General features: G+C 69.7%; 18 protein-coding genes. 16 read left to right on the top strand and 2 right to left on the bottom strand.

What is annotated here, in order from left to right; all coding sequences use genetic code 11:
* The first annotated feature begins 4 nt into the window (after positions 1 to 4).
* Genes NVV99_RS03800 through NVV99_RS03770 form a run of 7 tightly spaced genes read left to right on the top strand, consistent with a single transcriptional unit; the run spans position 5 to position 5898 of the window.
* A complete protein-coding gene (locus tag NVV99_RS03800; RefSeq protein WP_242411712.1) occupies positions 5 to 517 on the top strand; it encodes a dimethylamine monooxygenase subunit DmmA family protein in 513 nt (170 codons plus the stop codon).
* Positions 517 to 1512, top strand: a complete 996-nt coding sequence (locus tag NVV99_RS03795; RefSeq protein ID WP_024100591.1) for a PDR/VanB family oxidoreductase — start codon at positions 517 to 519, stop codon at positions 1510 to 1512. Before NVV99_RS03800 ends, NVV99_RS03795 begins: the two co-directional genes overlap by 1 nt.
* Positions 1509 to 2534 (top strand): DUF3445 domain-containing protein, encoded by a 1026-nt coding sequence (locus tag NVV99_RS03790; RefSeq protein WP_024100592.1) that lies wholly within the window; start codon positions 1509 to 1511, stop codon positions 2532 to 2534. The genes NVV99_RS03795 and NVV99_RS03790 overlap by 4 nt, the downstream gene beginning before the upstream one ends.
* On the top strand, positions 2531 to 3007 hold the full coding sequence (locus NVV99_RS03785) for a dimethylamine monooxygenase subunit DmmA family protein (protein ID WP_006551171.1): 477 nt from the start codon (positions 2531 to 2533) through the stop codon (positions 3005 to 3007). Before NVV99_RS03790 ends, NVV99_RS03785 begins: the two co-directional genes overlap by 4 nt.
* A 24-nt stretch (positions 3008 to 3031) precedes the next feature.
* Positions 3032 to 4012: a DUF3445 domain-containing protein gene (locus NVV99_RS03780; RefSeq protein WP_041803302.1), complete on the top strand. Its 981-nt coding sequence runs from the start codon at positions 3032 to 3034 to the stop codon at positions 4010 to 4012.
* 59 nt (positions 4013 to 4071) lie between these two features.
* Positions 4072 to 5283, top strand: coding sequence for a winged helix DNA-binding domain-containing protein (locus NVV99_RS03775; protein ID WP_041803303.1), 1212 nt, complete (start codon positions 4072 to 4074; stop codon positions 5281 to 5283).
* Positions 5284 to 5292: 9 nt separating this feature from the next.
* Positions 5293 to 5898, top strand: coding sequence for a GNAT family N-acetyltransferase (locus tag NVV99_RS03770; RefSeq protein ID WP_024100595.1), 606 nt, complete (start codon positions 5293 to 5295; stop codon positions 5896 to 5898).
* Positions 5899 to 5920: 22 nt separating this feature from the next.
* Here NVV99_RS03770 and thiD read toward each other — a convergent pair whose 3' ends face one another.
* On the bottom strand, positions 5921 to 6712 hold the full coding sequence (gene thiD, locus NVV99_RS03765; RefSeq protein ID WP_006551175.1) for a bifunctional hydroxymethylpyrimidine kinase/phosphomethylpyrimidine kinase: 792 nt from the start codon (positions 6710 to 6712) through the stop codon (positions 5921 to 5923).
* 125 nt (positions 6713 to 6837) lie between these two features.
* Here thiD and NVV99_RS03760 point away from each other — a divergent pair, with 125 nt between their 5' ends.
* A complete protein-coding gene (locus NVV99_RS03760; protein WP_024100596.1) occupies positions 6838 to 8832 on the top strand; it encodes an alpha/beta fold hydrolase in 1995 nt (664 codons plus the stop codon).
* A gap of 32 nt (positions 8833 to 8864) precedes the next feature.
* On the opposite strand, the gene NVV99_RS03755 is transcribed toward NVV99_RS03760, so the two are convergent.
* Positions 8865 to 9230, bottom strand: a complete 366-nt coding sequence (locus NVV99_RS03755; RefSeq protein WP_024100597.1) for a hypothetical protein — start codon at positions 9228 to 9230, stop codon at positions 8865 to 8867.
* 204 nt (positions 9231 to 9434) lie between these two features.
* On the opposite strand from NVV99_RS03755, the gene NVV99_RS03750 reads away from it, so the two are divergent.
* The 8 genes from NVV99_RS03750 to obgE all read left to right on the top strand — a co-directional run bounded on the left by NVV99_RS03750 (position 9435) and on the right by obgE (position 20632).
* The gene (locus tag NVV99_RS03750; RefSeq protein ID WP_024100598.1) at positions 9435 to 12095 is read left to right on the top strand and encodes a valine--tRNA ligase; all 2661 of its coding nucleotides are present in this window, start codon (positions 9435 to 9437) and stop codon (positions 12093 to 12095) included.
* Positions 12092 to 13513 carry a folylpolyglutamate synthase/dihydrofolate synthase family protein gene (locus NVV99_RS03745; protein ID WP_006551179.1) on the top strand — a complete coding sequence of 474 codons (1422 nt, stop codon included), beginning with the start codon at positions 12092 to 12094 and terminating at the stop codon, positions 13511 to 13513. The genes NVV99_RS03750 and NVV99_RS03745 overlap by 4 nt, the downstream gene beginning before the upstream one ends.
* On the top strand, positions 13510 to 13920 hold the full coding sequence (locus NVV99_RS03740) for a DUF4233 domain-containing protein (protein WP_006551180.1): 411 nt from the start codon (positions 13510 to 13512) through the stop codon (positions 13918 to 13920). Before NVV99_RS03745 ends, NVV99_RS03740 begins: the two co-directional genes overlap by 4 nt.
* Positions 13921 to 13929: 9 nt before the next feature.
* Positions 13930 to 14349, top strand: a complete 420-nt coding sequence (gene ndk, locus NVV99_RS03735) for a nucleoside-diphosphate kinase (RefSeq protein WP_006551181.1) — start codon at positions 13930 to 13932, stop codon at positions 14347 to 14349.
* Positions 14350 to 14827: 478 nt separating this feature from the next.
* Positions 14828 to 18187: a translation initiation factor IF-2 N-terminal domain-containing protein gene (locus NVV99_RS03730; RefSeq protein WP_260782760.1), complete on the top strand. Its 3360-nt coding sequence runs from the start codon at positions 14828 to 14830 to the stop codon at positions 18185 to 18187.
* 234 nt (positions 18188 to 18421) lie between these two features.
* The gene (gene rplU, locus NVV99_RS03725) at positions 18422 to 18733 is read left to right on the top strand and encodes a 50S ribosomal protein L21 (protein ID WP_006551183.1); all 312 of its coding nucleotides are present in this window, start codon (positions 18422 to 18424) and stop codon (positions 18731 to 18733) included.
* Between the two features lie 36 nt (positions 18734 to 18769).
* Positions 18770 to 19033 (top strand): 50S ribosomal protein L27, encoded by a 264-nt coding sequence (gene rpmA / locus NVV99_RS03720; RefSeq protein ID WP_006551184.1) that lies wholly within the window; start codon positions 18770 to 18772, stop codon positions 19031 to 19033.
* Positions 19034 to 19174: 141 nt separating this feature from the next.
* Entirely contained in the window at positions 19175 to 20632 is a 1458-nt protein-coding gene (gene obgE, locus NVV99_RS03715) for a GTPase ObgE (protein WP_019289071.1), read from the top strand.
* Positions 20633 to 20655 lie beyond the last annotated feature (23 nt).

Below are 20655 nucleotides of genomic sequence, written 5' to 3'. Positions count from 1 at the left end.
TGCCGTGAACGTCTGTATGGACACCACCAGTGTGCCGAGGTGGGACGAGGAACGGAGCATCGCCGGCGGGGGACGGACCTTCACGATCCTGTCCTTCGGCGACGAGGCCGCCGAGCAGGCGCGGAATCTCTTGCTGTCCTTCGACGGTCGGCGGGTGGACTGGATGCGTCTGCCCGCCGAGTGGGGCGACACAGCTGCCCGCGTCCTCCGACGGCAGCTCGACGCCTCCCGGGTCGGCTGCCGACTCGTCCTCGTCGGATCCGAGGCCGCCGTCCTCGCCGCAAGGGCCATGGCGGTGGCCGGCGGGCTCGTCGACGAGGAGATCATGCCCGTCCCGATCGACACCGCCGACCGCGCGGTCTACTGCGCACACTGTCACACCACCCATCTCGCCGACGTCGAGGTCGGCCGGTGCACCACCTGCCCGAACTGCCGCGCGGAACTCGTGGTCTACCACCATGTCTCGCGTCACCACGCGGCCTACCTCGGTTACATGATCGACGCGGAGGAACGCTGATGACCCTGATGTCCGACAGCCCCGCAACGAACGTGCCGTCCGACGCCGGCCTGGTGCTGGCGGTCGACGAGGTCACCGCACTGACTCCGACCGTGCGGCACATGCGGCTGGTCGCGTCCGACGGCGCACTCCTGCCCTCCTTCACCCCGGGCAGTCACATCGTCGTGACCTGCGGAACCGGGCCGGAGGGGCAATCCCGCCGGAACTCCTACTCCCTCACCGGACCCGGTTTCGAGCCCGACCACTACGGCATCTCCGTACGGCTCGAGGAGGACGGCCGCGGTGGCTCCCGCTGGATCCACTCCCTGCGAGCGGGGGACAGGGTGCAGGTGAGCACCCCGCGCAGCGCCTTCGCCCCGGTCCTCACCGCGCGGCACCACCTGCTCGTCGCCGCCGGAATCGGCGTCACCCCGATCCTGTCCCACGTCCGCGCCGCCGTGCAGTGGGGCCGCTCGTTCGAGGTGCACTACGTCCACCGGGAGCGCGACGCCGCCCACCTCGACGACCTGGAGCAGCTGTGCGGCGACCGCCTCCACCTCCACACCGGCCGCGACGGCTTCTGGGAGCACATGGGACCCGCGCTGCTGGACCAGCCGATCGGCACCCACCTCTACGCGTGCGGGCCGGCTGCGCTCATCGACGAACTCACCGACCGTGCCGGTCGCGCCGGCTGGCCCGGCGCCCGCGTGCACTACGAGCACTTCGGGGTCGGCGACCTCGACCCCGGCGAACCGTTCACCGCACACCTCACCCGCAGCGGCGTCGACGTGGACGTCGCCTCGGGTGTCAGCCTCCTCGAAGCGCTCGGATCCCGCGGCATCGCGGTCCCCAGCCTCTGCCGTCAGGGCGTGTGCGGGGAGTGCCGGCTGCCCGTGGTGAGCGGCGACATCGAACACCGCGACCTGTATCTCGGCGCCGCCGAGAAGGAGGCCGGAGACTGCCTCATGCCGTGCGTCTCCCGCGCGAACGGACCCCGATTGGAGCTGGATCTGTGAGTACCACGATCGACCTCGAGGCCCTCGGCGACAGCGCGGCGATCCCCGACCGCATCGCCCGCTTCCCGTTCCCCTTCCCCCGCGACACCTACCGCTACAGCACTAACGTCGAACCCGCCGGCAGTGTCGTGGAGACACCCGTCGGGGGATGGGGGACCCACCCCGTCGACGTCGACGGCCGGTACCGGGAGGATCTCGCCGAACGCACCCGCATCCTCGCCGAGGACCCCACCCGGTTCCAGGCTCTGCCGCACATGGAGATCGCCCAGTGGGACGCGATGCTCACCCTCATGCGGATGCTCACCGACGCCCACCCCGAGACGTTCTCGCTCGACGGGGACGGTGCGGCCCGGCGATTCACCAACCGGGCACTCGGCGTCGAACAGTCCTTCGTGTTCGGTGATCCGTCCACCCTGCCCGAACCACCCCTGCTGTTCGTCGGCAGGCACCTCCAGGAGGACGTCGTGCTGCTCGACCAGCGTGAGGGTGCCCTCTGGGGCGACGCCGGACTGGTGACCTTCGCCGCCGACTGGTCGCTGCGCTTCGACGTCGGCATGAGCTTCCTGCAGATCCACGGGCCCGTCCCGCGCGTGCACACCGAAGGGGTCATCCCGCGCGCCCAGCAGTTCCTCATGGGCCTGCAGCCCGGCCGGCAGTACCGCCGCACCAACTGGTCGCTCAGCGTCGACCGCCTCCTCGACCAGTCCACCGAGACCTATCCCGTGTGGGGACGCGACCGGCGGCTGCTCGCCGAGGGGCCGCTCGAGGACGTGGGACGCCGGCTGAACCTGCGCGTCGAGGTCCAGCACCTCGTGCGCCTCGGTGTCTCCGGCGCGATCATGTTCCTCATCCGCACCTACCTGCTGCCCTTCGAGGACATCGCCCGCGTACCGGAATGGGCCGAGCGGTTGTGCCGTGTCCTCGAGGAGCTGCCCGAGGATATGGCCGACTACAAGGGCATCACCCGCACCCGCGAACCGGGGGTGCGCTGGCTCCGCACCTACGGGGGTGTGCGGTCGTGAAGGCCTCCGGATTCGTCCACGGCGACCCACCCGCACTCGACCGTGCCGGTCGCGCCTTCCTCGTCCTCGCCGCGAGCGACTGCGAACTCGCGCGAAAGGCGGTGCGGCACTGGATGGCCGACGCCTCCGAACTTGGACGCGACGCCGCCGCCCTCTACGACCCGACACCCGGTCGCGCCGCCGAAGCGGTCGCCGCGCTGCGGGCGGGATCACGCATCCTCGTCGCCGGTCCGGCCGCCGAGGCCATGGCCTACACCGCCGCCGCCCGGCAGGCCGGCGCCCTGCCCTGCGAACTCATCACCTACGTCACGTCGACGGTGACGCTGACGGTTTTCTGCCCCCACTGCGAGACGACACAGCGGGCCGACGCGCGACCCGGCGACAGGATCTCGTGCGCCGGGTGCGGGATCTCCCTCGAGATCCGCCCGCACCTGTCGAGTCACCACGGCACCTATCTCGGAGCCGTCGCCTGACAGAACCGACCGGAAGGACCGAATGTGACCGTTACCAGCGACCTGTCCTATCTCCCGTGGCCTTTTCTCGAAGGTGAGAACAGATTCCGCTACGGGGTCAACGTCGAACCCGCCCGCCGCCGCGTCGACACGTTCGCCGGCGGCTGGGGCGAACACATCGTCGACCTCGGACCTGACTACGTCGAGATGATGGCCCTGCGACAGGGGATCCTCGAGCGGGACCCGCACCGGGTCCGCTACCTCCCGCACATGACCCCGGCCTCGTGGGACCTGCTGATGTTCTACTTCCGCGAGATGGTCGCGTCGTATCCCGACCTCATGACCCTCGACCGCCTCGGATCCGGATACCGTTGGCGCAACCAACCTCTCGGAATCGACTGCACCTTCGTCCCGGGTGATCCGGAGACGCTGCCCGAACACCCGCTGGTGTTCGTCGCCTGCCAGATCCCCGACGACGTCCTGCTCGTCACCGAACGCGACGGCCACCTCTACTTCGACGCCGCCGTGGTGACCTCCTCCGCCGACTGGTCGGTGAAATTCGACATCGGCATGAGCATGCACGAGATCCACCGTCCCGTACCCGGTCTCACGCGCGACGGGGTCACCGACCGGGCCGAGCAGTTCCTGCGCCGGCTCACCGCCGACCAGCCCTACCGACGGGTGAACTGGACCTTCTCGGCCGTCGGCTCGCGGCGCCGCGACACGAGCCTCGAGACGATGCCCGAGTGGATGGACGACATCCCCCGCCTGATGGCCGAGAAGGACTGGGGGAGGATCCAGCTGCGCATCGAACTCGAGCACCTCATCCGGCTGCCGACGACCGGTGCGATCGTGTTCAACATCCGCACCTACATGGCACCCCTCGCCGAGATCGCCGCCTACCCGCAGTGGGCGTACCAGCTCGCCGACATCGTCGAGGAGCTGCCGCGCGAGATCGCGCAGTACAAGGGCATCGACGAGTACCGGATGGAGGCGATGGCCTGGCTGCGCGAACGAGCAGCCTGAGGCCGCGGGGCCCCTTCACCGCGCGCCCGAGGTCGGTGGCCGGTCCTACGATGACGGCCATGGCCGCACCCAGGATCGACGTGGACGAACGCCGGGCACGACTGGCCGTCCGGCACCGGTTGCATCCCGCCCACCGCGCCCCCGACGCCGTCGACGCGGCGACGTCCCTGGTGTGCCTGCACGGCACCGACCCGGCGACCGTCTACCTGTCGGCGTGGGCACGTGTGGACGGGTTCACCGTGGCCGACCTCGACAGGGCGCTCTACGACGACCGCACCATGGTCAAACACATGGCCATGCGGCGCACCGTCTTCGTCGTCCCGCTCGACACCCTCCCGGTGGTGCAGGCCGGGGCGAGCGCCCGGGTTGCCGCCGCACAACGGCGCACGGTCGTCAAGGACGTCGTGAAGGCCGGATTGCACGACGACGGCGAGAGCTGGCTCGACGAGGTGAGCCGCCACATCCTCGCCGCCCTGGCCGACGGGCGGGAGGCGACATCGAGCGAGCTCAAGGCCGAGATCCCGCTCCTCGACGGCGCGCTGGAGTTCGGTGCCGGCAAATCCTGGGGTGGGCCGGTCACCTTCGCGCCTCGCGTGCTCACGGTGCTCTCCGCCGAGGGGAAAGTGGTCCGGGCGTCGAACAAGGGGTCGTGGCGGGTTTCGCGCCCCACCTGGACGACCACCGAGTCGTGGCTGGGCTCGACCATCGACCCCGTCGACGAGGCGACGGGTGTGCGCGAACTCGTGCGGATGTGGCTGCGCGCATTCGGTCCCGGCACCGAGGGGGATCTGAAATGGTGGCTCGGCTCCACCCTCACTGCCGTCCGCGCGGCCCTCGCCGAACTCGACGTGGTGGAGGTCGATCTCGACGGCCGTCCCGGCTACCTCCTGGCCGACGACGTGGACGAGCCCGCTCCCGTCGAACCGTGGGGTGCACTGCTGCCCGGTCTGGACCCCACGGTCATGGGGTGGACCGAACGCGAGTGGTATCTCGGGCCGTACAAGGAGGCGCTGTTCGACTCCAACGGCAACGCCGGTCCCACCGCCTGGTGGGACGGACGGATCGTCGGCACGTGGTGGCAGACCGACACGGGAGCGGTGAGCCTGCATCTGCTCGAGGACATCGGCGCCGAAGGCACCGCGGTGCTACGCGAGGAAGCCGCCCGCCTCGACGACTGGCTGGGTGGGGTGCGGGTGATGCCGCGGTTCCCCACGCCCCTCGCGAAGGAACTGGCGACGGAAGGCAGGTCGTCGGGCACGTCTTCGTCGTAGGCTGCCGACATGGCCGTCGAACCGAGAACCGCCACGCGCCGCGACATTCCGGTCTTCGCTCGGGTGATCGCCGAGGCGTTCTTCGACGATCCGGTCTTCGCGTGGATGTTCCCGGACGAGGAGCACCGTATCCGCCGCATGACCCGTTTCTTCGCCGCCGACGCCCGCCACCACATGGTGCCGTTGGGAGCCACCGACATCGCCGAGTCCGGTGGGACCGTCGGAGGCGCGGCGATGTGGGCGCCGCCCGGACGATGGCGCACCGATGCGTGGACCTCGCTCCGCCTCCTGCCCGGCTTCTACGCCGCGCTCGGCCGCTACATGAAGCGGGGAGGGCAGGTCAACGTCACCCTCGACGCGGCGCATCCGGACGAACCGCACTGGTACCTGTCGACGATCGGCACCTCACCTGATGCGCGGGGGACCGGCCTCGGCAAAGCCCTGATGAAGGCCGGCCTCGACCGCGCCGACGCCGAACACGCCCCCGCCTACCTCGAGTCGAGCAAGGAATCGAACGTTCCCTACTACGAGCGGTTCGGGTTCGAGGTCACCCGCGCCATCGTCATCCCCGGTGGTGGGCCGACCCTGTGGGGGATGTGGCGGCAGCCGCGCTGACGGGATGCTTCCCGCCTTCGGATCAGGCGCCCTGCCAGACGGTGTCGAACGGGGTGTTGGCGGACACGCGGCCCTTGATCCCGGTCGTGACGAAATCCTTCGCGCGGGCCGCGGCGTCGGCGACCGACGCGCCCTTCGCGAGTTCGGCGGTGATCGCGGCGGCGAGGGTGCAGCCGGCGCCGGAGACACGCTCGTTGCCGACCTTCGGTGCCGTCAGGAGGGTGACCTCGGAGCCGTCGAACAGCACGTCCACGGCGTCCTCGCCGTCGAGTTCGACGCCGCCCTTCGCGACGACGTACTTCGGGCCGAGGTCGTGGATGCGACGCGCCGCCTCGATGAGCTGGTCGACCGAGGTGATCTCGTCCATCCCGGACAGCGTCCGTGCCTCGAACAGGTTCGGGGTGACGACCGTGGCGTGGGGGAGCACCTGCGCGCGCAGGGCGTTGTCGGTGTCGAGGGCCGCGCCGGCCTCCTGGCCCTTGCAGATCAGGACCGGGTCGAGCACGACGTGCCGCCAGTCCTGCTTCTCGAGTCCCTCGGCGACGACGTCGATCGTCGCGGGCGTGCCCAGCATGCCGATCTTCACCACGTCGAGATTGTGGGCGGCGGTGGCGGCCTCGATCTGCTCGGCGATCACGTCGGCCGGGACGGGGAAGAAGCGGTGGCCCCAGTTGTTCTTCGGGTCGAACGAGACGATGCACGTCGTGGTGCCCACCCCGTACACACCGAGCTGCTGGAACGTCTTGAGGTCGACCTGCAGACCGGCGCCACCGGTCGCTTCCGAGCCGGCGATGACGTATGCGAGGTCGACCATGTGAGTGCTCCGTTCGGACTGGGTGACGGCGTTGCCACGGGATGTACCCGCCGAACGACCAGGTTACAGACGAACTCGGTGCCACCTTGCGGACCGCCCACCGCCGCTCCCGATATCGTCCAGGCATGACGGCCTTCCACGAGCTCGACGACTACCTGGCGCTTCCTCGCGTCACCTCCCTCACGATGTCCCCGGACGGGAATCGCCTGGTGATCACGCAGTCGACGCTCGACGACAAGGCCACCTCGTACACCGAGGCTCTGTGGGAGGTGGATCCCGAAGGCAACGCCCCGGCGCGACGCCTCACCCACGGCACCACGGGTGAATCGAACCCGACCTTCACCGCGTCCGGCGATCTGCTGTTCACCGCCGCCCGGGGCAAGGACGATCCGCCGGTGTCGCTGTGGCGACTGCCCGCAGCGGGCGGCGAGGCCGAGCAGGTCGGATCCCGCAAGGGTGGATTCGCATCGGTGCACGCGGCATCCGGGGCCGACCGGATCGTCCTCGTCGCGTCCGTCCTCGGCCACAGCGAGTCCGACGACGAACGGATCCGGGACGCCCGTAAGGACAAGGTCGTCACCGCGGTGCTGCACACGGGCTATCCGGTGCGCTACTGGGACCACGATCTCGGACCCGACCAGCCGCACCTGCTCGTCCCGGACACGTGCGGCCACGGGTTCACCGACCTCACGCCCGGGATCCGAGGGTCGCTGCGTGATGGCTCCGTCGACATCGCTGCCGACGGTTCGTTCGCCGCCGCGACCTGGGTGGTCCCCGGTCCGCTCGCCTCGCGCCGGGTCACGCTCGTGCGGGTCGATCTCGGCACCGGCCTGCGCACCCCGCTCGTCGACGACGAGACCGGCGACGCGACGCACCCGTCGATCTCGCGCGACGGGACGAAGCTCGCCTACCTGCACGAATCGATGGGCGACGCGGAGAACCCGCCGCAGATCACCGTCCGCGTCCTGGACATCGCGAGCGGAACCACGACCATCGAGGCCCCTGAATGGGACAGACGTCCCACTTCCGTCACCTGGCTGCCCGACGGTTCCGGTCTCGTGCTCACCGCCGACGATCACGGCCGTGCGCCGGTCTTCGTGCAGAGACTCGGGTCCGCGCAGCCCGACCGCCTGACCGCGGACGACGCCGCCTACACGGACGTGTGCCTCGCACCCGACGGCAGCAGGGCGTACGCGCTGCGCGCCTCCTACGAAGCGCCGCCGCACCCCGTGCGCATCGACCTCACCGGACCGGACGCCGGCACCGTCACGCCGCTACGTGCTCCCGCTGCGCTCCCGGAACTGCCGGGACGTCTCGAGGAACTGACCACCGAGGCCGCCGACGGCACGCCGCTGCGGGCATGGTTCGCGCTTCCGCACACGGCGTCCGCCGACGACCCCGCGCCGATGCTTCTGTGGGTGCACGGCGGTCCGCTGAGCAGCTGGAACACCTGGTCGTGGCGCTGGAACCCGTGGCTCCTCGTCGCCCGCGGCTATGCGGTGCTGCTTCCCGATCCCGCACTGTCCACCGGCTACGGCGACGACTTCGTGCGGCGTGGCTGGGGTCGGTGGGGGAGCGAACCGTACACCGATCTGATGGCCGTCACGGATGCCGCGGTCGCGCGTGAGGATATCGACGAGGAGCGGACCGCGGTGATGGGCGGATCGTTCGGTGGATATCTCGCCAATTGGATCGCCGGGCACACCGACCGGTTCCGCGCGGTCGTCACCCACGCGGGTCTGTGGGCGCTGGACCAGTTCACCCCGACCACCGACGTTGCCTGGTACTGGCAGCGGGAGATGACCCCGGAGATGGCGGTCGAGAACTCACCGCACCTGTTCGTCGCCGACATCGTCACGCCCATGCTCGTGATCCACGGCGACAAGGACTATCGCGTCCCGATCGGCGAAGCCCTGCGCCTGTGGTACGAGCTGCTCAACGAATCGGGTCGACCCGCCGAGGACGACGGCACCACCGTCCACCGCTTCCTGTACTTCCCGTCCGAGAACCACTGGGTGCTGAAGCCTCAGCACTCGAAGATCTGGTACCGGACCGTCGAGGCGTTCCTGTCCGAGCACGTGCTCGGTCGCCCGCTCGACCTGCCGGACGAGCTGAGCTGACCGAGGACGTCCGCTCGGGGTCTACTGTCTCGCTATTCGGGCGGGCGCGGCTGGTCGCCCGGCGAGACCGGCGGACGCGTGGGCTCGTCGGTGGCCGGTGTCGACTCGCTCGTCGCGGAACCGGAACCGGCCGAGTGCTGACCCGATCCGCCGCGATGGGTGACCTTCTCGGCGAGACCACCGACCGTCTCCTGGAGGTGCGGTGCCTTCTCCTTCACGACGCCGGCCGCTTCTGTCACCTTGTCCTGTACCGCAGGAATGACCTTTTCCTGCACTGCCGGGTTGTGCCACAGCTCGTTCGAACGCCCCCGCATCTTGTCGTAGGTCTCGCGTCCCGCCCGGGTCCCCGCGACGAATCCCGCGGCCGCACCTGCAGCGAAAATCAATGCCCGCATCATGACGGTGTCCTCCGTCCTGTCCGTTCGGCGTCCGCGCATTCGGCCGCCCGGCACTGCGATACCCGGTCGGGGAGCGGGCCACACTCTTCTGTCGCGACCCCTGTCCGGCTCTGTCGCGACCCTTGTCCATCTCTGTCGTGGCACGTGTCCATCTCTGTCGTGGCCCGTGTCCAGGAGGTTCGCCGCGACGCTTACGATTGACGGGTGACCAGTGCGCCAGAGAACTCGCAGAACCCCGCCGACGCCCTTCCCAAGAGCTGGGACCCCAGCGCCGTCGAAGCGGAGCTCTACCAGCAGTGGGTCGACGCCGGCTACTTCGAGGCCGACCCCACGAGCGACAAGCCCGGGTACTCGATCGTCCTGCCGCCGCCGAACGTCACCGGCAGCCTGCACATGGGTCACGCCCTCGACCACACCCTCATGGACGTGCTCTCCCGCCGTAAGCGCATGCAGGGCTACGAGGTGCTGTGGCTGCCCGGCATGGACCACGCCGGCATCGCCACCCAGACCGTCGTCGAGAAGCAGCTCGCCGCCGACGGCAAGAAGAAGGAGGACCTCGGTCGCGAGGCCTTCATCGAGAAGGTCTGGCAGTGGAAAGCCGAGTCCGGCGGCATGATCCAGGGCCAGATGCGTCGCATCGGCGACGGTGTGGACTGGTCGCGCGACCGCTTCACCATGGACGAGGGGCTGTCCCGCGCGGTGCAGACGATGTTCAAGCGCCTCTACGACGAGGGGCTGATCTACCGCGCCGAGCGCCTGGTCAACTGGTCGCCCGTGCTGCAGACCGCGATCTCCGACATCGAGGTGAAGTTCGAGGAGGTCGAGGGCGAACTCGTCTCCCTGCGCTACGGCTCCCTGAACGACGACGAGCCGCACGTCGTCGTCGCTACCACTCGTGTGGAGACGATGCTCGGCGACACCGCCGTCGCGGTGCACCCCGAAGACGAGCGCTACAAGGACATCATCGGCACGACGCTCGAGCACCCGATCACCGGCCGGCAGATCCCGATCATCGCCGACGAATACGTCGACCCCGAATTCGGTACGGGCGCAGTGAAGATCACGCCTGCGCACGACCCCAACGACTTCGAGATGGGCCTGCGGCACGACCTGCCGATGCCCACGATCATGGACAAGGCCGGTCGTATCGCCGACTCCGGCACCCGCTTCGACGGCATGGACCGTTTCGAGGCGCGCATCGCGATCCGCGAGGAACTCGCCGCGCAGGGCCGCGTCGTCGCCGAGAAGCGCCCCTACCTGCACAGCGTCGGCCACTCCGAGCGGTCCGGCGAGACCATCGAGCCGCGGCTGTCGATGCAGTGGTGGGTCAAGGTAGACAAGCTCGCCAAGGCTGCCGGCGACGCGGTGCGCAACGGTCACACCGTCATCCACCCGGCGAGCCAGGAACCGCGCTGGTTCGACTGGGTCGACAACATGCACGACTGGTGCATCTCGCGTCAGCTGTGGTGGGGTCACCGCATCCCGATCTGGTACGGCCCGAACGGCGAGGTCGAGTGCTTCGGCCCCGACGAGATCGCCCCCGAGGGCTGGGAGCAGGACCCGGACGTGCTCGACACGTGGTTCTCGTCCGGCCTGTGGCCGTTCTCCACGATGGGCTGGCCGGAGAAGACCCCCGAGCTCGACAAGTTCTATCCCACCAGCGTTCTCGTCACCGGCTACGACATCCTGTTCTTCTGGGTCGCCCGCATGATGATGTTCGGCACCTACGTGTCGGGTGACGACGCGGTGCACCAGGCGCAGGTGCCGTTCCGGGATCTGTTCCTGCACGGCCTCGTCCGCGACCAGTTCGGCAAGAAGATGTCGAAGTCGCGCGGCAACGGCATCGACCCGCTCGACTGGGTCGAGCGTTTCGGCGCCGACGCCCTGCGCTTCACGCTGGCGCGCGGCGCGAACCCGGGTGGCGATCTCGCCGTCGGTGAGGACCACGCCCAGTCGTCGCGCAACTTCGCGAACAAGCTGTTCAACGCGACCAAGTTCGCATTGATGAACGGCGCGGTGATCGGCGAGCTCCCGGCCCGCCAGCAGCTCACCGACGCCGACCGGTGGATCCTCGACCGCCTCGAGCAGGTGCGGACCGAGGTCGACGCGGCCTTCGATCATTACGAGTTCTCGAAGGCGTGCGAGGCGCTCTACCACTTCGCGTGGGACGAGGTCTGCGACTGGTATCTCGAGCTCGCCAAGGTCCAGCTCGCCGAGGGCAGCGCCCACGCCGACGGCACCAAGGTTGTGCTCGGCACCGTCCTCGACCAGCTGCTGCGCCTGCTGCACCCGGTCATCCCGTTCGTCACCGAGACCCTGTGGAAGGTGCTCACCGGTGGCGAGTCCGTCGTCGTCGCGTCCTGGCCCGAGACGTCCGGCATCGCCACCGACGAGACCGCGGCGCAGCGGGTCGCCGACCTGCAGAGGCTCGTCACCGAGATCCGCCGGTTTCGCAGCGACCAGGGTCTCAAGCCGTCGCAGAAGGTCGCGGCCCGGCTCGTCGGTGTCGAGGACGCCGATCTCGTCGCGCAGGTGCCGGCCGTGCAGTCGCTCGCGCGCCTGACCGCGCCGGAGGACTCGTTCTCGGCCACCGCGTCGATCGAGGTCCGGCTGAGCCGCGCGACGGTCACCGTCGAGCTCGACACCTCCGGCAGCATCGACGTCGGCGCCGAGATCGCGCGCCTGCGCAAGGATCTCGCCGCCGCGGAGAAGGAACTGACGGGCACCTCCGCGAAGCTGTCGAACGAGGCCTTCCTCGCGAAGGCACCCGATCAGGTGGTCGAGAAGATCCGCGGTCGCAAGCAGATCGCGGAAGAGGAGATCGCACGGATCACCGCACGACTGAAGGAGCTGGGCGCGGCGTGAGCACCGACACCCCGGGGGCGCCGTCCCCGGTGGACCTGGCCGAACTGACGCTCGTCGAAGCCGAGCTCGACAAGCGCTGGCCGGAAACGAAGATCGAGCCGTCCCTGGCGCGGATCGCCGCGCTCATGGACATCCTCGGCTCGCCGCAGAACAGCTACCCGTCGATCCACGTGGCCGGCACGAACGGCAAGACGTCGACAACCCGGATGATCGACGCGCTGCTCACCCGCATGCACCACCGGGTCGGCCGGACGACGAGCCCGCACCTGCAGCTCGCCACCGAGCGGATCAGCATCGACGGCGCGCCGGTCTCGCCGCGGACCTACGTCGACACCTACCGCGACATCGAACCGTACGTCCGGATGATCGACGAGCAGTCCGAGGCGGCCGGTGGCCCGAAGATGAGCAAATTCGAGGTCACCACGGCCATGGCGTTCGCGGCGTTCGCCGATGCACCCGTCGACGTGGCGGTCGTCGAGGTCGGTCTCGGCGGACGGTGGGACGCCACGAACGTCGTCACCGGGCAGGTCGCGGTGATCACGCCCGTCGGCATCGACCACACCGGCTATCTCGGCGACACCCTCACGGAGATCGCGGGGGAGAAGGCCGGGATCATCAAGAAGGCACCCGACGACGGTCTCGTGCCCCGCGACACCGTGGCGATCATCGCGCAGCAGGAACCGGAGGCGATGGACGTGCTGCTGCGGCAGGCCGTCGAGGCCGACGCGGCCGTGGCCCGTCAGGGATCCGAGTTCGCGGTGGTGCGGCGTGCGGTCGCCGTCGGCGGACAGCAGATCGACCTGCAGGGTCTCGGGGGTCTCTACACCGACATCTTCCTGCCGCTCCACGGCGAGCACCAGGCGCACAACGCGTCGGTCGCGCTGGCCGCGGTCGAGGCGTTCTTCGGGGCGGGCCCCGGCAAGCAGCTCGATGTCGAGGCGGTGCGCGACGCGTTCGCGTCGGTGACCACGCCGGGCCGGCTCGAGCGGGTGCGCAATGCGCCCACCGTCTTCCTCGACGCCGCGCACAATCCGCACGGCGCGAAGGCCCTCGCGGCCGCGCTCGCCCAGGAATTCGACTTCCGCAAGCTCGTGGGCGTCGTGAGCGTGATGGCCGACAAGGACGTCGCAGGTCTGATCGAGGCGCTCGAACCGGTCTTCGACGAGATCGTCGTCACCCACAACGGGTCGCCGCGAGCGATGGACGTCGACGATCTCGCGAACATCGCCGTCGCCCGATTCGGCGACGAACGGGTCGTCACCGCGGCGACGCTCCCGGATGCGATCGAAACCGCGATCGCGATCGCGGAGGAGGTCGGCGAGCCCGGCGAAGCGGTGTCGGGCGCCGGGGTCGTGGTCACCGGTTCGGTGGTGACCGCAGGTGCGGCCCGCAGTCTGTTCGGAAAGGATCCCGCGTGAGCAACGACAAGCCGGAGGAACAGAAGTTCCGGCCGCCGACGACGGACCCCTGGAAGGGCTTCCGCGGCGTGATGGCGGGAACGCTCGTGCTCGAGGCGATCGTGGTGCTGCTGGTGCTGCCGGTGATCGCGACCGTCGGCGGGGGACTGAGCGCGTGGTCGACGACCTACGTCGTGGGCCTCGCCGTTCTCATGTTCCTCGGAGCCGGGGTGCAGAAGAAGTCGTGGGCGATCCCGTTCAACATCACGCTGCAGGTGCTCGCCGTGCTCGGCTTCTTCGTCGACCTCGCGTTCGGTGCGGTGGGTGTGCTCTTCGCCGCGGTGTGGGCGTACATCTTCTACCTGCGCAAGGACATCAGGGATCGCGAATCCAGGGGTCTGCTGCCGGGCCAGCGGGACGACCTCTAGGCTTGTCGCGTGACTGAGCGGACCCTGGTACTGATCAAGCCCGACGGCGTCGCACGCCGTCACGTCGGAGAGATCCTCTCGCGCATCGAGCGCAAGGGGCTGGACATCGTGGCTCTCGAGCTGCGCACAGCGACGGAGGAGGTCGCCGGAGCGCACTACGCCGAGCACGAGGGCAAACCCTTCTATCCCTCGCTGATCGAGTTCATTACCGGCGGCCCCCTCGTGGCCGCGGTCCTCGAAGGCCCGCGCGCGATCGCGGCGTTCCGTCAACTCGCCGGTGGCACCGATCCGGTCGAGAAGGCCGTGCCCGGCTCGATCCGCGGCGACCTCGGCCTGGACCCGGGCGAGAACCTGGTCCACGGCTCCGACTCGGTGGAGTCCGCCGAGCGCGAGATCGCTCTCTGGTTCCCCGCCCTGGCTGCGAAGTAACAGCCCCGCACGAGCGGCGCCTGGCGTGTCGCTCACGAAACCTCTCGGGGCGTCGCGCTTCGCGCCTCCCGACACCGCCGACGGCGCCCTCCGGGGCGCCGTTGGCGTATCCGTGCATCTCCGTGTGGGATACTGGCAGAGGTTGCTCCGCACACACCGCGTGCGGAGCGACCGAACGACATCACGGATCGATGCCCGACATCGCTGTGGCCGAGGACGAAGGAGACACCTCGCTCGGCGGCACGCTGGATGTTCCGGCGCTCGACCCGCGATCAAGCCAGGCATTGCTCGGCCGTGCAGTGAAAACGGGCACCGGACGACCGCGCGATGCGAGACCGGAAGGACTCGCGCCCACCCGGCGCGAGTACACAAGCTGCGCCCCCGCGTGGCCGCTCACATCGCTGTTGTCGGTGGTGGACGCGCCCGGGGGCCTTAGGAGACCTACGTGGCCGATCAAGAGCCGCCGGAGAACAACTCGATCGAAGCGTCGGACGCAGGGGGACGGAACCTCCTCGGTCTGCCTGCCAAGATCCGCGTCCATGCCCTCGCCAAGCTGCTGGGGCTGACCAGTAAGCAGGTGATCGCGAAAGCCGCCGAGCGCGGCACCGAGCTGCGCAGTGCGCACTCGACCCTCCCACGCGACGTCGCGGAGGACCTGCACGCTGCGTTGAGCGACGACACGGGCACGGCCGAGCCCGCCGTGCAGGAAGCCGAGACGGCTCCCGAAGCTGCAGCCGAGACAGCTCCCGAAGCTGTGGCGGAGACGGCTCCCGAGGCCGAGACCGCCCCCGAGTCTGCCGCGGAGACGACTCCCGAGCCTGCGGCCGAGGCTGCGGAGACCGCCGAGGCCGCGCCGGTCGAGAGCGACGAGCTGCGACCCGCCGAGAAGACCGCGGACGAGACCGCACCGCAGGCCGTCGAGATCCCCTCCGTCGGAGGACCCACCGGGTTGTTCACGTCGGTGGAGCAGAGCACGCCGCTGTTCGAGATGCCCGAGCCGTCCACCACGGCCGAGCCGATCGTCGCTGCACCGCTGTTCCTCCAGCCCGAGGTACCCTCGCCTGCCGAGGGAGAGGAGGAGACCCGCCCGCGTCGCCGGCGCGCACGCCGCGGAAAGGACACCGAGCAGGCACCGGCCGAGGACGAGCAGCAGACCGCCGAGCCGGCCGCCGAGTCCACCGAGGAAGCGCCGTCGCACCAGGCGGACGAAGACCAGGACGACCAGCCGCGTCGCCGCCGACGCGGACGTCGCGGTCGTGGACGTGGACGCGGGGACGGCACCGACACCGACCAGCAGGACGAGACGACCGCGACCGGCGAGGACTCCGAGTCCGCCGCCGCGGAGACGGAGAAGTCCGCGGCCGCGGAGACGGAGAAGTCCGCGGCCGCGGAGACGGAGAAGTCCGCCGAAGCGGAGTCCACCGCAGCGGAGACTCCCGCCGAGGAGACCGCCGGCACCGAGGAGAGCACCTCCGACGAGTCCGCCTCGGGCGACGAGCAGAGCAGCGACGAGCACGACACCGACGACGAGCAGGGCGGGGGGACGTCCCGTCGTCGCCGCCGTCGCCGTCGCCGTCGCGGTTCCGACACCGACACCGCGAGCACCGACGACGACTCGGTTCCCACGGTCGTCCACGAGCGGGAGCCGCGTCCGAAGAGCCGCGCCAAGGACGAGGTCCAGGGCATCAGCGGTTCGACGCGCCTCGAGGCGAAGCGTCAGCGTCGTCGCGACGGTCGCGAGGCCGGTCGCCGCCGGCCCCCGATCCTCACCGAATCCGAGTTCCTCGCCCGCCGCGAGGCTGTCGACCGGGTCATGGTCGTGCGCGAACGCACGGGCGGTTCCCACGCGGGCATGACGCAGGTCGCGGTGCTCGAGGACGGCATCCTCGTCGAGCACTTCGTCACGACCTCCGGTTCGGCGTCGATGGTCGGCAACATCTACCTCGGTCGCGTGCAGAACGTCCTCCCGTCCATGGAGGCGGCGTTCATCGACATCGGCCGTGGCCGCAACGGCGTGCTCTACGCGGGTGAGGTGAACTGGGAGGCCGCCGGCCTCGGAGGCAACTCCCGCAAGATCGAGCAGGCCCTCAAGCCCGGCGACCAGGTGGTCGTGCAGGTCAGCAAGGACCCGGTCGGTCACAAGGGCGCGCGTCTGACCACCCAGATCAGCCTCGCCGGACGCTTCCTGGTCTACGTGCCGGGAGGTTCGTCCACGGGCATCAGCCGCAAGCTCCCCGACACCGAGCGCAAGCGTCTGAAGGACATCCTCCGCGAGATCGTCCCCTCCGAGGCGGGCGTGATCATCCGTACCGCCGCCGAGGGCGTGAGCGAGGAGGAACTCTCGCGCGACGTCACCCGCCTGCAGACGCAGTGGGAGTCGATCCGCGAGCAGTCCGAGAAGCTGCAGGCCGACGCCTCGGGCCAGCCGAAGACGCTCTACGAGGAGCCGGATCTGCTCGTGAAGGTCGTGCGAGACCTGTTCAACGAGGACTTCTCCAAGCTCGTCATCGAGGGCGATTCGGCGTGGAACACCGTCGAGAGCTACATCCGGACGGTCGCACCCGACCTGCTGCCGCGCGTCGAGCGCTACCGTTCGGAGAACTCGGTGGACGTCTTCGGTGCGCACCGCATCGACGAGCAGCTCGCGAAGGCTCTCGACCGCAAGGTGTGGCTGCCGTCCGGCGGCACGCTCGTCATCGACCGCACCGAGGCGATGACCGTCATCGATGTCAACACCGGCAAGTTCACCGGTTCCGGCGGCAACCTCGAGGAGACGGTCACCCGTAACAACCTCGAGGCGGCCGAGGAGATCGTCCGCCAGATGCGCCTGCGCGACATCGGCGGCATGATCGTCGTCGACTTCATCGACATGGTCCTCGAGTCGAACCGCGACCTCGTACTGCGTCGCTTGACCGAGGCCCTCGGCCGGGACCGCACCCGCCACCAGGTCTCGGAGGTCACCTCGCTCGGCCTGGTCCAGATGACGCGCAAGCGGCTCGGGACCGGTCTCGTCGAGGCGTTCTCCACCACCTGTGAGCACTGCAGCGGCCGCGGCCTCATCGTGCACTCGGAGCCGATCGAGTCGAAGTCCTCGGACGACTCCGGTCGTTCGTCCGGCGGTGGTTCGCGGCGTAAGCGTGGACGCGACAAGAGCTCGCAGGAGCCCGCCGCCGAGACGCACACGACGCCGTCGCCCGAAGAGGTCGTCAAGCGTGCCGCGCACCCCGTCGCGCTCGCGATGGCCGCGCACAACTCGACACCGGCCGCGGACGCTCCGGCCGCAGAGCCGGCAGCGACCGAGACCGCATCCGAGGCGGCGTCCGCACCTGCGGGCGACGTCGACCCGGTCAAGGTCACCGAGCCGCTGCGGGCCGTCGAGCCCGAGAAGGTCGCCGCACCGACGAAGGAGCCCGTCGCAGGGGAGGACGCCACCACGGTGACGACCGCCTCCGACGAGCCCGCCGAGATCGAGGCAGAGGTCGCAGCAGCCGAAGCCGCGGTCGCGGAGACCGCTGTTCCCGAGGCTGCCGTGTCCGAGACGGCCGTCTCCGGCGCAGGGGAGGGCACCGACGGAGCGGCTTCCGTCGAGGCCGCAGGACCGGCTCCGCGTCGCCGTCGGGCACGCAGGGTCGCCCGGGCGGCCGCAGCGCCCGCCGGGGACGGTGGGCCTACAGCCAAGGTGTTCGTCGTCCCCGCGACGACCGGGTCGTCCACGGGGGCCGAGTCGGACTCCCGGCCGAGCACACCGGTCGAGACACCGGTGGAGATCGTGCGGCGGCCGCGTTCGCGGCGTGCCGCAGGGCGCCCCGCCGGACCTCCGGTGGACGCCGAAGCGTGACCCTCCGCTTCCGGGCCGGTCACGACCGGCCCGGAAGCGGGCACTACCGTGCCACCCGGTTTGACCCTGGGAGTCACCTTCCCGTAATCTTGTTCAGTCGCTACTCGGCGATAGTGCCCAGCCGCGTCCGGATTCAGGATGCCGGCGGGACCCGAGTCAGCAACCACACCAGACCAGTCGCGTCCGCAGCACTGTGGCGCGAGCACGTTCGAAGAAGCAAGGGGTAGCCGTCCGATGGCAACGTACGCGATCGTCAAGACCGGCGGTAAGCAGTACAAGGTCGCTGAAGGCGACCTCGTCAAGGTCGAGAAGATCGAGGGTGAGCCCGGCGCTGCTGTCTCGCTTGCCCCGGTCCTCGTCGTCGACGGATCCGAACTGACCACCGACGCCGACAAGCTGGCCAAGGTCTCGGTCACCGGCGAGATCGTCGAGCACACCAAGGGCCCGAAGATCCGCATCCACAAGTTCAAGAACAAGACCGGGTACCACAAGCGCCAGGGCCACCGTCAGAAGCTGACGGTCGTCAAGGTCACCGGCATCAAGTAAACCGAGCTTCGAGCTTCAACCCCAGGAGGGTTCGTCATGGCACACAAGAAGGGCGCATCCAGCTCCCGTAACGGTCGCGATTCGAACGCACAGCGACTCGGCGTCAAGCGCTTCGGTGGCCAGGCCGTCAACGCCGGCGAGATCATCGTGCGCCAGCGCGGCACCCACTTCCACCCCGGCGTGAACGTGGGACGCGGCGGCGACGACACGCTGTTCGCCCTCGCGGCCGGTGCCGTCGAGTTCGGTACCAAGCGCGGTCGCAAGACCGTCAACATCGTTCCGGCTGCGGCAGACGCCTGATCTGCCGTCCGGTAACGGACACCGCGGGACCAGCTCCCGCGACATACTCCCAATAGGGGCGGGCCAGGGTCGCACACCCTGACCCGCCCTTGTTGCGTTGATCACCAGGTTTGTTTTTTTAGGACGAGAGAAGGTCCACCCATGTCCCGCTTCATCGACCGGGTGGTGCTGCACGTCAGCGCCGGCAAGGGCGGCAACGGCTGCGCCTCCGTCCACCGCGAGAAGTTCAAGCCGCTCGGCGGCCCCGACGGCGGTAACGGAGGAAACGGCGGCGATGTCGTCCTCGAAGTCGACCGGAACGTCCACACCCTGCTCGACTTCCACTTCCACCAGCACGCCAAGGCGACCAACGGTGCCCAGGGCGCCGGCGGCCACCGCAACGGTGCCAACGGCGGCGACCTCGTCCTGAAGGTTCCCGACGGCACCGTCGTACTCGACCGCGACGGCCGCATCCTCGCCGACCTCGTGGGCACCGGCACGCGTTTCGTCGCCGCGCACGGCGGTCGCGGTGGTCTCGGCAATGCCGCACTCGCGTCGAAGGCACGCAAGGCCCCCGGCTTCGCGCTCCTCGGTGAGGAAGGCGAGGAACTCGACCTCGTCCTCGAACTGAAGTCCGTCGCCGACGTCGGCCTCGTGGGCTTCCCCTCGGCCGGCAAGTCGTCGCTCGTGTCGGTGCTGTCGGCCGCCAAGCCGAAGATCGCCGACTACCCGTTCACCACCCTCGTGCCGAATCTCGGTGTGGTGCAGTCGGGCGACACGACCTTCACCGTCGCCGACGTGCCCGGCCTGATCCCCGGCGCCAGTGAGGGTCGCGGCCTCGGCCTCGACTTCCTCCGTCATCTCGAGCGCTGCGCCGTGCTCGCGCACGTTGTCGACTGCGCGACCCTCGAACCCGGCCGCGACCCGATCTCCGACATCGACGCGCTCGAGGCCGAACTCGCCGCCTACCAGCCTGCGCTGTCGGGCGACAGCGGACTCGGCGACCTCGCCGAGCGCCCCCGCATCGTCATCCTCAACAAGGCCGACGTGCCCGACGCGAAAGAACTCGCCGAGTTCGTCACCCCCGAACTCGAGGCCCGTGGCTGGCCGGTCTTCACGATCTCGGCCGTGAGCCGCGACGGCCTGCGTCCGCTGACGTTCGCCCTCGCGAGGATGGTCGACGAGTACCGGGCGGCGCATCCGCCGGCCGCGCCCACCCGCCCGGTGATCCGTCCCGTCGCCCGCGACGAGGAGGCCTTCACCGTGGTCCGCGATCCCGAAGTGCCCGGCGGATTCATCGTGCGGGGCACCCGTCCCGAGCGGTGGGTGCGCCAGACGGCCTTCGACAACGACGAGGCCGTGGGTTACCTCGCCGACCGACTCGCCCGTCTCGGCGTCGAGGACAAGCTCGTCAAGCTCGGCGCGGAACCCGGATGCTGGGTCACCATCGGCGAGGTCGGCTTCGAGTGGGAACCGCAGACGCAGGCCGGCGTGGACGTCGTGCCCACCGGTCGCGGCACCGATGCCCGTCTCGACCAGGTCGACCGCGTCGGCGCTGCCGAGCGTCGCCACGCGAAGAAGGTGCGCCGCGGCCTGGCCACCGACGACGAGTTCGAGTAACCGTCCGCGCGTCCCCACCGTTC

Source organism: Rhodococcus sp. PAE-6, from assembly GCF_025290685.1.
GTDB classification, from domain to species: Bacteria; Actinomycetota; Actinomycetes; order Mycobacteriales; family Mycobacteriaceae; genus Rhodococcus; species Rhodococcus pyridinivorans.
This window is presented reverse-complemented; position numbering and strand designations above follow the sequence as displayed.

Coding starts and splice junctions, on each gene's coding strand:
- obgE (WP_019289071.1), top strand. CDS start 19,175: ATGTCCCGCTTCATCGACCGGGTGGTGCTGCACGTCAGCGCCGGCAAG.
- NVV99_RS03770 (WP_024100595.1), top strand. CDS start 5,293: ATGGCCGTCGAACCGAGAACCGCCACGCGCCGCGACATTCCGGTCTTC.
- NVV99_RS03755 (WP_024100597.1), bottom strand. CDS start 9,230: ATGATGCGGGCATTGATTTTCGCTGCAGGTGCGGCCGCGGGATTCGTC.
- rplU (WP_006551183.1), top strand. CDS start 18,422: ATGGCAACGTACGCGATCGTCAAGACCGGCGGTAAGCAGTACAAGGTC.
- NVV99_RS03775 (WP_041803303.1), top strand. CDS start 4,072: ATGGCCGCACCCAGGATCGACGTGGACGAACGCCGGGCACGACTGGCC.
- thiD (WP_006551175.1), bottom strand. CDS start 6,712: ATGGTCGACCTCGCATACGTCATCGCCGGCTCGGAAGCGACCGGTGGC.
- rpmA (WP_006551184.1), top strand. CDS start 18,770: ATGGCACACAAGAAGGGCGCATCCAGCTCCCGTAACGGTCGCGATTCG.
- NVV99_RS03760 (WP_024100596.1), top strand. CDS start 6,838: ATGACGGCCTTCCACGAGCTCGACGACTACCTGGCGCTTCCTCGCGTC.
- NVV99_RS03795 (WP_024100591.1), top strand. CDS start 517: ATGACCCTGATGTCCGACAGCCCCGCAACGAACGTGCCGTCCGACGCC.